This is a genomic window from Streptomyces sp. NPDC043876 (assembly GCF_056435825.1).
The window spans coordinates 48,053-60,906 of sequence record NZ_JBWKDV010000020.1; the positions used below are offsets into that span (position 1 = coordinate 48,053).

Consider the following 12,854-nt stretch of genomic DNA (forward strand, 5'->3'; position numbering starts at 1 on the left):
GCCCGGCGCTGGGCTGGCCAACACTGCTGCGGGACGATTCGTGGCTGCGGCCCGTGGATATCCAGTTGGGCACGTGGCCGAGGAATGACAAGGTGAGGCTCATGCTGTCGCCCACCGTCGAAGGCCTCCTCCGGGAACTGCACGCCTCGCTCACACTGCGCAAGCGTCCGGAGGATGTAGCCCGGCTCATCCAGGATCTATATGCGGCACAGGGCACCGAACTCGACGAGGTCACTGAGGCGGCAGTCGGCAAGGCCGCCGAACATTCGCTACGCAACCTTTGGCACGGCTACACCTCCATGCGGGAGGATTTCGCCCGCCCGGTTGGCGCACAGCGCCAGCTCGCCCGTGCGGCAAGCCTGTTCACGGATGTGCCGGAGCTTCCGGACAGCGCCGGGGACGATCCGGACCGGATCGAGGCAGTGATCCGATGTGGGGGCGAATCCATCGGCCGCGTGTACGGCCAAAACGACTTCGGCGTGGACCGTCTCGACCGGGATGAGCGAACTGCGGCCGGCCTCGGCGCGGTCTCCAAGCGCCAGTACAACAAGCGCTTCCGTCTCCTGCGCCGCATGGAGGCCAAACTGGCGCGGCTGATCCACGAGCAACGTCGCCGCGAGGTGACGATGACGGGCAAAGGAGCACTCGCACACGTTCTGCCGTACGATCTCTTCGCCGCGGACCCGGACACGGCGGCCTTCATCGCGTACATCACGGCGCGGGGCTACATGCGCAGTGTCTTCACCAACAGTCGCCAGCGTCAGGTCTACGACGAGGTCGCCGAGGCGCTGTTCCAGCGCTTGCGCGCGCAGCCCGAGCGGACCTGCTGGTCCGCCGTCGCGCACGTGTATCCCACGGCGGAGGTGCTGGTCGCAGTCTCCGACGAGGACCTCACGCACCTGCTGGTCCGATGGAACGGTTTCCTGCGCCAAGTCGCGGAGCTGTTGGAAGACGCTTGGAACCGGCACCCGCTGGAGCGCGAAACGATGGTCGTGCGCCGCGGCGACGACTCATCGACGTGGAACCAGGCCGCGCAGGCGTGGAACACGGCCCGAGCGCACTGGTTCGCGATTCTGTCCGAACTGGGCCAGGAGAAGATTCTGGACCGCGTCTGCCCGGGCAAGGTTCCTCGCCTGATGGCTGCCGATGTGGCGTATTGGCACCGCATGAGCGCCGGCGGCCTGCACCCCGACACCTACATCTGGGCAGAGCTGCCGCTGCCCTGGGAAGTGCTCCGGGGGGAGAAGGAATGCCCGCGTTCGTTGGTCGAGGCAGTCTGCGTCCGGCATAAGCGGGATCCCGTCGCCAGCGCCTGGACCGCCCCCAGGCCGGTGGCTGAGGCTGTCGCTTTCCGCCGGACGCCCGAGCTTGTGCACGGTGTTGCCGTTGCGGACCCTCTGATGGCGAGCGCCCTCCGGTCGGCAGGGGTGTTCTCCGGCAACGGCAAGCGGGCAGCGGCGAGGGAGTGGCTGTGAGCAGCCGCTCCGGGGCCGTCGGGGAAATCGGTTGCCTGAAACGGCAGCCCCAGCCATGATCGACCTGGCGACGAGGAAGCTCTGCGGAGGAGCGCCCGGCTCTGATCCCGGGTGGACGTAGGTTCGAATCCTGCCCTCGTCGCCACTTCACTTGTCATGACTTTCGGCAGGCCTGCTTTCGGCTGGCGATGCAGTCGAGTCCGAGTTGATGGCGGGCAGTGCTGCGCCCCGCCGACGGAGGGACCGTCGACGGGGCGGAAGGGGTGAGGCGGGCGGCCGGGCGGCCTGTCCGGTCCTCGCCCGCGCGGGAGCGGGCGAGAGCCAAACGGATCAGCATCCACCTCGCCGACCAGAACGACCTGCTCCTGGTCCTGGTCCTCAGCCACACGGCAGCCGAGCCCGAGGAGGGCCTACTCACCAGGCTTGCCGCTGTGCCGTGCAATTCCAGCTGCGGAACCGAGTCCGGCCCCGATGGGCGTTGTGTGTGGGCACTCCTGGAGACGACTCCACCGCGGCGGACGTCCGCGGCCTGAGAGCCCGCAGACCTCGTCACCGGCTGCGACGGTTCACTTTCGGCATCTCAGGTCCCGGACCCCCGGGCATTCGGGCGGATACCGCCACGCCGCGGAGCTCCTGGCAGCCGCCGTGCCGCGGCTTGCGCCACCGACGGTCTCAGTGCGGCGACAGCCTCTCCGCGGGAACGACGGCATATTCGGCCCCATGGAAGGTGCTTGCCTCGCCAAGCGTGGCTGTTCGCGCGGAGGGAGACAGCTGATGGCAGAGACGCTGGTTGTGGGGTTCCGGCTGGGCAATGACGCCACCAGTCGGCAGGTGACCGTCCTCGTGACGCAGACCGGCGTTCTGCACCGGGCCCACGGCCTGTACGGGAAGCTCGCCAGGGTGTCCCGGCCCCAGCCGTCGATCGTCTTGACCGCAAGGAACGTGAACTTCGCGGGGGAGAGCCCGCTGGCCCGTCCCATCGCCGAACTCCGTGCGAACGAGGCCTCGCAAGTCGACATGTGGCCGGTTTGGTCGTCGCGGGCCTGACGGTGGTGTGGTGCCGGGCGGCCCGATCGTCGGCCTGGCAGGATGGCGGCATGGAACGTGTCCTTGGATTCGGCGGCTACTTCATGCGGGCCGCCGACCCCGCGGCCCTGGACGCCTGGTACCGCGACTGCCTGGGCCTCGACGCCGACGAGCACGGACTGTGGCATCCGGGTGCCGGGCCGACGGTGTTCGCGACGTTCGAGTCCGGGACCGACTACTTCGGCTCCCGCAGCCAGCAGTCCATGCTCAACTTCCGGGTCCGCGACCTGGACGCGATGCTCGCACAGCTGCGCGGCAAGGGCGCGGACGTGGCCGAGGAGACGCAGGACATGGAGGGCGTCGGCCGGTTCGGCTGGGTCACCGATCCCGAGGGGAATCGGATCGAGCTGTGGCAGCCCGCCTGAGCTGCCCGTAGGTGTGGAGTCCTTGCGGGCCCGCCTTCCCCGCGCACCCCACGGCCACGGGTCCGGCCCGACCGGCTCTACGATCGCCTGGTGATGGAGACTTCGAACGCCAAGCCGGGTGTCGGCCCCGGCACCGCCCTGGTCCTGGTCGACCTGATGCCCCGTATCGTCGCCCTGCCCCTGGCCCCCTACACGGGCGAGGAGGTGGCGGCACGGTGCGCCCGGCTGGCCGAGGCCTTCCGGGCCGGCGGCCGTCCGGTGGTGGTGGTACGGGTGGAACGTCCGCACGTGGCCGAGCAGCCGCCCGGAAGCGGCTTCGTCGAGGGCATGGCCCGCCCCGGCGACATCGAGATCGTCAAGCGCACGGTCGGCGCCTTCCACGGAACGGGTCTGCACGAGCGGCTGCACGGCCTGGGGGTGGACCGGCTGGTCCTGGCCGGGCTGGTGACGACGATGGGCGTGGAGTCCACCGCCCGGGCGGCGAGCGACCACGGCTACGAGGTCGAGTTCGTCGAGGACGCCATGTCCGCCTTCGCGGCGGACGAGCACGAGTGCGCGGTACGGAGGACCTTCCCGCGGTTCGGCGAGGTCCATGCCACGGCCGCGTACCTGAAGGCCCTCGGCGCGGAATAAGGATGCAGAGACCCGAGGCTCTCAGCAGCCGGAGGTCTCCCAAGGCGATGTCAGTGGGGGGCTTCTAGCGTGGGGGCCATGATCTGGACCGCCACTCAGGTCACCCTTCCGCGGGTCGAGCTCGTCGAACGGCTCGCGCAGTACCGCCGGTTGGGTGTCCGGTCCGTGCCCGGGGACTTCGGGTAGGCGCTGTTGCGCGTACGGCGGGACGAAGCGGCGGCTCCGGCGACGGCCGCGGCCGCGGACCGGCTCGGGACCGCGGAGGGCGACGGGCTCGCCGCCTGGCTCGGCCACGAGGGCGAACCTGGCACGGGGCGGCGCCGGGTCGTCATGCCCGATCCGCAGGCGCACCGGACCTGGGGGCGGGCCGGGGCGGCCGTGCCGCAAGTGGCCTTCGCCGGCGGTGAAAGGCCTGCCCTGCGGCGGGAGTTCCACGATGCGTTCCAGTGACCGGGGCGCCCCCACGAGGGCTTCACCCAGTGCTATCGCGGGCATGCCGGGCACGTCGTGCGGGCATCGGTACTGCCCGAGGACCGGGACGTCCAGGCCCGGTGGCTGCTGCCGGGCGTGACGCCGGCCGCGATGACCGGCGATCAGGGTGACTCCTGGATGCTGCCCCACCTCGCCCTGCTGGGCGGGTCCGCGGGGCCGGGGCTGCATTCCGCAATCGCGGCGGGGCTGGGCGGACGGCACCCGGTGAGCCGTCGCCCGGCGGTGGAGGCCCTGCTGGGGCTGGCGGGTCGGGCGAGCTGGACGCCCCGCTGCTGGGCCGCGAGCCGGCCACGATGGCGACGCTCGGCACGGTCAAGCCCAACCGGCCGGCGGACGCGGCTCGTTCGGCCGCGGCCGCGGCCGAACGAGCCGCGTTCGCCACGGTGTTGGCCGGGCCGTGCTCGCAGCGGTCCTGCCGGCCCTCCCGCCTTCGACGCGGGGTGCGGGCGAGGTGCTGGCCGTCGCCGCCGACTGCGCGGGGCGCTGTGGGGCCACCGGCCCGCTGTCGGCCGAGGTGGCGGCAGTGGCGGCCCGTACACGGTCGTCCCGCCCGGTCACCGAGGCCCGCCGCCTGGCCCGCGTGCTCGCCTGCACCTGATTCCCCCATGCCCGGTTGGTCCCCGTCCCCTCCGGACGGCCAGTGCCGGGCGCGCGATCATCGGGGCGGACCTGCGAGCCGCGGTCCGCCGTCGGGGTGGCACGCCCGCTCTGACGACTCCTCACGGGTCGTCACGGAGGGAATTCGGCAGGTAGTAATTGGATGAATTCTTGACTGAATTCCCGTCAACAAGCCTCCGCGTAATATCTCGATTGGATAACAACCCGCTCCGGATGGCCTGGACCATTACCGCGTGATGCGCATAACTAGCCTTGCTCTATTGGGAGTTGAGTGATCGTCAAAACATGCCAACAGGTAACGGAATGATTTCTCGTAACCGACTCCAGTTTGTCCGAATTCTCCGCGGCATTCGTCTGGCAGGCTTCCGCGCACCCAGTCTTCCCGACCATGATTTGAGGTGCCCATGACAGGACGACGCAGACGTCGCGCCGCCGCCGACCACCGCCGCAAACCGCGGAGGCTGATACTCATCACCGCCGCCACGGCAACGGCGGCGGTGATAGCCGCAGGCATCGCCTACTCCGGACTCGGCGACGGCGCCCAGGCGGTGTCGCCCGTTCAGGCCGCGGAGGCCGCCGCACCGGCCGCCGCGCCCGCCCGGGACCAGGAGCCCGAGCCGATCGCCGCCGCGCCCTCCAACGAGAACGCGCGCGGCATGGTCTACGACGGCCTCCAGGCCGCGCCGAAGGGCGACCGGTGCGTCGGTGTCTACCGCACCGACACCGGCCTGTGCACCCACGGCCCCGACGCCCCGCCCAAGGGCGTCGACATCACGAAGGACATCGCCCCGGCCGTCAAGGAAACCGCTCCGGCGGCCGATCCCTCCCGCCCCGCCGCCGAGGACCCGGCCTCCAAGGAAGGGGGCGGGCGTCCTCAGGACGCGCCCGCCGCCGACGCGGCGGCGACCAAGGCGAAGGCACCCGAACCGGCTGCCGCCGGCGGCAGCCAGGCCGTCGCCGCGGGCCCTGCCGGCCAGACCGTCCAGTGCGACGGCGACGGCAGCACCGGCAACCGCGTGCAGGTCGTGTACGTACACGCCCCCGGCAAGGACCGCTACTCCGAGTACGTCGCCTCGTTCCGCAAGTGGGCGGCCGACGCCGACCTCATCTACTCGACGAGCGCCCAGGAGACCGGCGGCGTACGCCACATCCGCTACGTCACGGCCGCGGACTGCACCCCCACGGTGGTCAACATCGAGCTCCCGGCCTCGGCGCTGACCGAGTTCAGCGCGACCAACAACGCGCTCGCCGGCAAGGGCCTCGACCGCCGCGACCGCAAGTACATGATCTTCGCGGACACCCAGGTCTACTGCGGCATCGGCACCTTCGCGGGCGACGAGCGGCCCGGCCAGGCCAACCAGAGCAACTTCGGCCCGTCCTACGGCCGTACGGACTCCGGCTGCTGGGGCGGCCACACCGCGGCCCACGAGCTCGGGCACAACCTGGGCGCGGTCAACAACAGCGCCCCGAACACCAGCCGTGGCGCCCACTGCACCGACGAGTACGACGTCATGTGCTACTCGGACACCCCGTACTACCCGCAGATGCGCAACGTCTGCACCAACCAGGCGTCCGAGAACATCCTGGACTGCAACCACGACGACTACTTCCACACCAGCCCGAAGGCCGGAAGCTACCTGGCCACGCACTGGAACATCGCCGACAACCAGTTCCTGATGCGCACGCAGGGCGGTGACGGTACCGACCCGGGTCCGAACCCGACGCCGACGCCGACGAAGAAGCCGACGCCCACGCCGACGCAGAAGCCCGGTGGCGGCCCGGCCGCGACGGCGGCCCAGATCCAGTCCGACTCCGTCGTGGTGAGCTGGCCCAAGGTCGAGGGTGCCTCCTGGTACCAGGTCCTCCTGAACGGCAAGCACCTGACGTGGGTCCAGTCGCAGGCGCTGCGCATCTACAACCTGCAGCCCAACACGTCGTACTCGGTCGCCGTCTCCGTCCGTGACAGCTCCGGGCGTGACAGCGGACCCGGCAAGGCCGCTTCCTTCAAGACGCCGGGTACGGGCGGCGGGGCGACCACCCCGGGCGGCAAGTACACCCTCGGCAACGGCAGCACCGGCATGGCGGCCGAGGTGTGGGGCGGGCGCACCGCCGACGGCACGGTGCTCGTCGGCGGCCGCGCCAACGGGTACGCCCAGCAGCAGTGGCTCTTCGACGACGCCGGCAGCGGCCAGGTCCGCATCCGGTCCGCGGTCTCCGGCAAGTGCCTCCAGCCGGGCGGCACGCCCGCCGCGGGCATGTGGGTCGTGCAGCAGCCCTGCGACAAGGGCAACGGCGCGCAGGCCTGGAAGCTGACCTCCCGCGGTGGCGCGGTCACCGTCACCGACCCGAGCGGCGGCTTCGCCCTCACCGTCAGCAACCGCCCCTACTACGGGAACTGGCTGCTCGACCTCCAGCGTGCGGACGGCCGCGCGGCCCAGGCCTGGACCCTCCAGAAGGCCGGCTGAGCACTGCCGCCATGCGACGCCACGGCTGCGCGGGCCCTCGCGGCCCCGCCGCCGTGACGCCCTGACCCCGTGATCCCGCCCCGGCGGACGGCCGCCCCGCGCGGCCGTCCGCCGGGTTCCCTCATCTCGACCGGAGCACCCCGACGATGCGCATACGAATCGCTTTCTCGGCCGTCCTTACCGCAGTCGGCCTCATGCTGCTGACCCCCGTCGCGGCTCACGCCCACGGAGACACCGTGAAGGTGGTGGTGACCGGGCAGCGGGCGGGCCACGTCACCGCCCACATCACCTGGGAGAACGACGGGGACGCCGTCGACGAGGCGGTCGCCGCCACCGTGAACGCGGTCAGCGTCGACGGCGCCCGCACCATGGGCCCCTGGCGCCTGGTGCGCGATCCCGCCGCGGCACCCGCCGGCTGGACCACGGCCGAGGCCCTGGCGCCGGGTTCCTGGAAGGTCAGCGTCGACGTGGGGTTCCCGTCCCTCGGGCACGGGGACCTCGAAGTCGCGGTACCCGTGGTGGACCCGGCGCCGGGCACCGCCGCGCCGACCGCCTCCGCCGCGGCTCCGGGCCTGCCGTCCGCGCCGCAGCCGACGGCTGCTTCCCCGTCGGCCGCGCAGGTGCCGGCCGCCGACTCCGACGCCGAGGGGGACGCCGTCTGGTGGACGACGGCAGGTGTGGCGGTGACCGCTCTGGCCGGGGCGGCCGTCGGCCTCTTCCTGCGCCGCCGCCGGCGGATCCGCCTCGGGCTGGGTTAGAGCCGTCGGCGGGAGACGACCAGGGCCGTGGCGTCACCAGCCTCCGGCGGCCCGTCTGGCTCACCTGACGCGCAGTTCTGGCAAACGGTCCTTTCCAAAGAGGCCCCGCCCGAGGTCTGCGCACGGCCCTGGAACCTCGTATCGGTTCTCACAACCCGTTCTCACTCAAACCCTGGAGCGCACCCGTTGTGAGAACTGGGTTGTGAGAACACCTGGGTCTTGAGGGCCCTTGCGAACCCGCTCCGGCCCCACACCGGCAACGCGGGTCCGGTGGGGGTCTCTGTAGACGGTGAAAGCCGCGTCCGTCCGGCTGCCAGTCGGTCAGAGGCGCTTGAAGGTCCGGTTGGCGGTGACGCCGGCTGCTTCGGACACTTCGTTCATGGCATCGTCCGTGAACGTCCGGGTGACGGTGGCCGTGAAGTCGTCCAGGTGCAGTGTCTGGACGTACTGGTCGTCACCCAAGGTGATCACGCTCTTGCAATTGAGCCCGTCCCGCATCTCGGTGACCGTTTCGCCCGGCGTGAACTGAATCTGGTGTTCTTGAGGGCGCTCAGGGTCTTCACCGTCCACCGGCCGTCGTTTTCGGTGATCTCCACGGTCGGCTTGGCCTTCATTGCCAGCTGACGGTCGATCATCCCAACTCGGACCGCTCTGAGGTATGCCTCGTAGTTGTCGGTGCTGGCCATCTCGAACTTCCCCGTGACGCTACCCATGATCGGCTCCGTTCCGTGATGGAAATTTGACACGGTGTAACCTACCGGACGCTCCCCGCACGGTGGATCACGGCCGCCGCCCTTTCCCCGGTGCGGTCGGGGGTTCCCGAGGACCTCTGATGCGCCGCCCCTGGCCGGCCCGACGCCGCAGTCGCCCACCTACGGGCCGAAAGCCACGGGACCGGGTCCCTGCTCACACATCGCGTCTTGCCGGTCCCGGAGCACCCCCTGTCCCGGCGCCTTGCCATGACCTGACGGCCAGATGTGGCTGCGCCACTCCTGGCTCGCGGCCTCCTGCCCGAGGAGCACGGCGACGCTGGTGAGCGCCACGGCCAGACCTGACGGTGCAAGTGACCGGGCTGCTGCCAGTACTGGGCAAGTCGCCCGGGCCGGCCGTGAGGGGAGGGCACCCGTCCGGATACCCAGACCGCGCCTGCGCCGGGCCGGCCACCGGCACGTCTCCGTATCTCCGGCATCTGCCCTGCGCCCGGCACTGACCGTTGCGAACCGGTGCCGTGCTTCAGGCGGCGGACTGTTCAGGCGGTCTTGACGATGACGCCGGCGGCTTCCAGGGCGGTCGCCTCGTCGGCGGGTGCGGTGGTGTCGGTGACGAGGGTGTGCAGGAGCGTGGAGGGGCCGACGTAGGCGAAGGCGGTACGGCCGATCTTGCCGCCGTCCGCGGCGACGATGGTGCGGCGCGCCACGCCGATGCTCGACTTTTTCACCGCCGCGTCGTCGAGGTCGTAGGCGGTCAGGCCGTCGGCCGCGCTCAGTCCGCAGCAGCCGATGACGGCGGTGTCGAAGCGCAGGGCCGCCAGGGAGGCGAGGGTGAGGGGTCCGGTGAGGGCTCCTTCCGCGGCGCGCGGCTGTCCGCCGGGCAGCACCAGCGTGGCCGGGCCGGGTGTTTCGCTGAGTAGATGGATGGCCTGCAGGGACAGGGCCATCACGGTGACGGGCCGCTCGCGCAGGAGCCGGGCGACCTCCAGGCAGGTGGTGCCGCTGTCCAGCACGACGCTCTCGCCGTCGGCGATGAGCGCGGAGACCTCGGCCGCGATCCGGCGCTTGGCGTCGACGGCCTCGCGAGCACGCAGCGCGAAGGGCGGTTCCGCGCCCCTGAGTAGCAGGGTGCGCGCCCCGCCGCGGACGCGTTCGAGGACGCCCTGGGCGGCCAGGCTGTCGAGGTCGCGCCGGATGGTCATTTCCGAGGCCCCGGTCAGCTCCGCGAGTTCTTGGACCGTGGCCCCGCCCGAGGCGCTGACGGTCTTCGCGATCAGCCCGTGCCGGTCTGTGTTGCTCATACCGCGATTGAACACCACCGAGAAACAAACATCCATCATGTTCGAAAACTGCTTGTACGCACACAGGAAATGTTCGTTATGGTGGATGCCATGGAACGTTCATTTCGAGGCGCCCGCGTGGCGACCTACGTCTACTTCGTCCTGTGCGGCACTCTGATGGGCGCCTGGGTGGTGCACATCCCCGCCATCGAGGAGCGCGTGGGCATCAGCCACGCGACGCTGGGCGGCCTGCTGGTGCTGCTCGGACTCGGTGCCTTCACCGGGATGCACGTGGCCGGTCGTCTGACCGACCGCCTCGGCGCACGCGTCGTGATCCCCGTCGGCGGCGTACTGTGCGGCGCGGCCCTGGTCCTCCCCGCCCTGGCCCGGGATCCCTGGACGCTGGCGGGCGCCCTGCTGGTCTTCGGCTTCTGCAACGGCTGCCTGGACGTGGGCATGAACGCCCACGCCGTGCACGTGGAGAAGGCCTACGGCCGGCCCGTCATGTCGGGCTTCCACGCCACGTTCTCCGTCGGCGGCGTCCTGGCCGCGCTCGTGGGAGCGGGCGCCGCGAGCGCCGACCTGAACCCGGCCTCGAGCATGGCCGCCCTGGGAGCCGTGGGCATCGTGATCGCCCTGGCGTCGGCACGCGCCCTGCTTCCGGCTACCCCCGCCGATGCCGACTCCGGCACCGGCTCCGTCGAAGAGAACGGTCCTTCACCGGCCGGGACGCGCCGCAGCGCCGCGGGGCGCGTGTGGCTCCTGGCCGTCCTGGCGCTGATGGTCATGCTGTGCGAGGGCGCCGCCAACGACTGGAGCGCCCTGCACCTGAAGGACGTCCTCGGCGCGTCCACCAGTACGGCCGCCTTCGCGTACGGCACCTTCGCGGCGGCCATGACCGCCGGCCGCCTGCTCGCCGACCGCCTCGTCGCCCGGTTCGGCTCGATCGCGATCCTGCGCCACGGCGCCACCGCAGCCGCCGTCGGCATCACGCTCGCGGCCCTCGGCCCGTGGATGTGGACCGCGTTCACCGGCTGGGCACTGTTCGGCCTGGGCCTGTCGGGCTGTGTCCCGCAGCTGTTCAGCGCGGCCGGGCACGCCGACCCCGCCGCCGCCGGCGCCAACGTCTCCCGCGTCGCCGGGCTCGGCTACATCGGCATGCTCGCAGGCCCCGCCGTCATCGGCTGGCTGTCCCACCTCGTCGCCCTCAACCACGCCTTCATCCTGCTCACCCTGCTCTGTGCGACCACCGCCGCGGCCGCCAATGTCCTGCGCCCTCGACCCGACCGCACACCCAACCCCCTCACATCCCCGTCAGGAGCTCCGCGATGAATCCGCCACTCCACGCCCCGCTACTCGGCGCATCCAGACCACCGCCCGCTCCGTGACCTCGCCCTTCTTTGCAGCGAGCCGCGCCCTGGCCCCACGCGATGTCCTCGTAGGCGAGCCCTGTACCGGCTCTTGCCCGTGCCGCTGCCCCGCACGGAGCCGCGAAGCGACCGGTCCGGCCCACCCCAGGTACGCGTCATCTTGACCCCGTGCCACGAAGCCCCCCGTCTCCGGCCGACAGGGCCAGGGAAGAAGAACCCGCAGCAGGCAGAAGGAACCCTCCCCATGTCCACCGACCGCCCCATCGTGCTGTTCGACCTCTTCGGCGTCATCGCACGCCACCAGCGCCCGGGCTCCATGGACGAGATGGCCGCCCTCAGCGGCGGCGCGCCCACCGACGCCTTCGACGCCGCCTACTGGGCCTGCCGCCAGCCCTACGACGCCGGGCTGTTCTCCGCCCCCCAGTACTGGACGGCCGTCCTGCACCAGCTGTCGCTCCCCGTCCACCCCGACATCATCGAGAACCTGCGACTCGCCGACATCGACAGCTGGTCACGGGTCGACGACCGCATGGTCGCCTACGTGCAGTCCTTGCGGGACGTCGCCGAGGTTGCCCTGCTGTCCAACATCCCCGCCGATCACGCGGACGCCTTCCTCGCCACTCAGCCCTGGCTACGCCACCTCGACCACGTCGCCTTCTCCGGAAAGATCCACGCGGCCAAGCCGAACCCGGCGGCGTTCCGCCACTGCATCGACGCCCTGCACGCGGACCCCACCGACTTCCTCTTCGTCGACGACCGCGCCGAGAACGTGCGCGCCGCGCAATCCATCGGCATGAACGGACACGTCTTCACCGAACGCGACGAACTGGCGGAAGCCCTCGACACTTGGCTGCCAAACCGAAGCCCGAGCCCACCCCTCTGAGCGAGAACGGGTACTCCTTGGAGCCCCTTCTAGGGCCTGTGTGATGTCGTGATCAGTCGGCGGCTTTGAGGAGGTCGTCGATCCAGATCATGGCGGCGCGGAGGTGAAGTCCGGCGAGGTAGCTGTCCGGGGTTTTGTCGTAGCGGGTGGCGATCCCTCGCCAGGCTTTCAGCTTGTTGATCAGACGCTCGACGGTGTTCCGTTCCTTGTAGAGGTCGGCGTCGTGGCTGAGGGGCCGGCCGCCTCCTGCGCCCTTCTTCTTGCGGTTGGCGGCTTGGTCCCGTTTCTCCGGGATGACGGCCTTGATTCCGCGTCTGCGCAGGTAGGCGCGGTTGCCGCGGGACGAGTACGCCTTATCCGCGGCGACCGCGCCGGGCCTCGTACGGGGACGGCCGACCGGCAGGCGGACTCTCACCTTCGCGAGCACCGGGATGAACTGCGGGCTGTCCCCGGCCTGTCCGGCGGTCAAAACCAGTGCGAGTGGACTACACCTGCGGTCCGCGGCGAGATGAATCTTGCTCGTGAGTCCGCCCCGGGACCTGCCGAGCAGGGCTTCCTTCAGGCGGAGCCTGCGTCGGCGCCGGATGCGCCGGAGTTCTTCCTGTCCGTTCTGTCCCTCCGTGCCGCCCCCTTTTGCCGGGCTGTCTCCTGCTCCTCCACGGCTTCTTCCAGGGCCTTCATGAGGTGCTTGCTGACGCGGAGCCCTGCGGCGTCGTGGT

12 protein-coding genes, 1 tRNA gene and 1 pseudogene are annotated in these 12,854 nt (G+C 70.8%); 11 read left to right on the top strand and 3 right to left on the bottom strand.

Features of this window, described 5'->3' with window-relative positions:
- The first annotated feature begins 101 nt into the window (after positions 1-101).
- The 9 genes from AC0693_RS36835 to AC0693_RS36875 all read left to right on the top strand — a co-directional run bounded on the left by AC0693_RS36835 (position 102) and on the right by AC0693_RS36875 (position 7,892).
- Entirely contained in the window at positions 102-1,475 is a 1,374-nt protein-coding gene (locus tag AC0693_RS36835; protein ID WP_478804333.1) for a hypothetical protein, read from the top strand.
- Positions 1,476-1,544: 69 nt separating this feature from the next.
- Positions 1,545-1,620 (top strand) — tRNA-Gln (locus tag AC0693_RS36840).
- A 629-nt stretch (positions 1,621-2,249) separates the two neighbouring features.
- On the top strand, positions 2,250-2,522 hold the full coding sequence (locus tag AC0693_RS36845; protein WP_478804334.1) for a hypothetical protein: 273 nt from the start codon (positions 2,250-2,252) through the stop codon (positions 2,520-2,522).
- Positions 2,523-2,572: 50 nt separating this feature from the next.
- Complete coding sequence (locus tag AC0693_RS36850) at positions 2,573-2,926, top strand: VOC family protein (RefSeq protein ID WP_469338491.1); 354 nt, start codon at positions 2,573-2,575, stop codon at positions 2,924-2,926.
- A 93-nt stretch (positions 2,927-3,019) separates the two neighbouring features.
- A complete protein-coding gene (locus AC0693_RS36855) occupies positions 3,020-3,559 on the top strand; it encodes an isochorismatase family protein (protein ID WP_469320851.1) in 540 nt (179 codons plus the stop codon).
- A 192-nt stretch (positions 3,560-3,751) separates the two neighbouring features.
- Entirely contained in the window at positions 3,752-4,009 is a 258-nt protein-coding gene (locus AC0693_RS36860; RefSeq protein ID WP_478804335.1) for a hypothetical protein, read from the top strand.
- A gap of 439 nt (positions 4,010-4,448) precedes the next feature.
- Positions 4,449-4,649 (top strand): hypothetical protein, encoded by a 201-nt coding sequence (locus AC0693_RS36865; protein ID WP_478804336.1) that lies wholly within the window; start codon positions 4,449-4,451, stop codon positions 4,647-4,649.
- Between the two features lie 424 nt (positions 4,650-5,073).
- Positions 5,074-7,134, top strand: coding sequence for an RICIN domain-containing protein (locus AC0693_RS36870; RefSeq protein ID WP_478804337.1), 2,061 nt, complete (start codon positions 5,074-5,076; stop codon positions 7,132-7,134).
- A 194-nt stretch (positions 7,135-7,328) separates the two neighbouring features.
- Complete coding sequence (locus tag AC0693_RS36875) at positions 7,329-7,892, top strand: hypothetical protein (RefSeq protein ID WP_478804338.1); 564 nt, start codon at positions 7,329-7,331, stop codon at positions 7,890-7,892.
- A 321-nt stretch (positions 7,893-8,213) separates the two neighbouring features.
- Here AC0693_RS36875 and AC0693_RS36880 read toward each other — a convergent pair whose 3' ends face one another.
- Together AC0693_RS36880 and AC0693_RS36885 are read right to left on the bottom strand one after the other, a co-directional pair.
- Positions 8,214-8,462, bottom strand: coding sequence for a lipocalin/fatty acid-binding family protein (locus tag AC0693_RS36880; protein ID WP_478804339.1), 249 nt, complete (start codon positions 8,460-8,462; stop codon positions 8,214-8,216).
- Positions 8,463-9,141: 679 nt separating this feature from the next.
- Positions 9,142-9,903, bottom strand: coding sequence for a DeoR/GlpR family DNA-binding transcription regulator (locus AC0693_RS36885; protein ID WP_478804340.1), 762 nt, complete (start codon positions 9,901-9,903; stop codon positions 9,142-9,144).
- Between the two features lie 90 nt (positions 9,904-9,993).
- Between AC0693_RS36885 and AC0693_RS36890 the strand changes: the two genes are divergently transcribed.
- Together AC0693_RS36890 and AC0693_RS36895 are read left to right on the top strand one after the other, a co-directional pair.
- The gene (locus AC0693_RS36890; RefSeq protein WP_478804341.1) at positions 9,994-11,214 is read left to right on the top strand and encodes an MFS transporter; all 1,221 of its coding nucleotides are present in this window, start codon (positions 9,994-9,996) and stop codon (positions 11,212-11,214) included.
- A gap of 282 nt (positions 11,215-11,496) precedes the next feature.
- Positions 11,497-12,135 (top strand): HAD family hydrolase, encoded by a 639-nt coding sequence (locus AC0693_RS36895; RefSeq protein ID WP_478804342.1) that lies wholly within the window; start codon positions 11,497-11,499, stop codon positions 12,133-12,135.
- Between the two features lie 52 nt (positions 12,136-12,187).
- Here AC0693_RS36895 and AC0693_RS36900 read toward each other — a convergent pair.
- A pseudogene (locus tag AC0693_RS36900) lies at positions 12,188-12,854 on the bottom strand (IS5 family transposase); the annotation flags it as partial.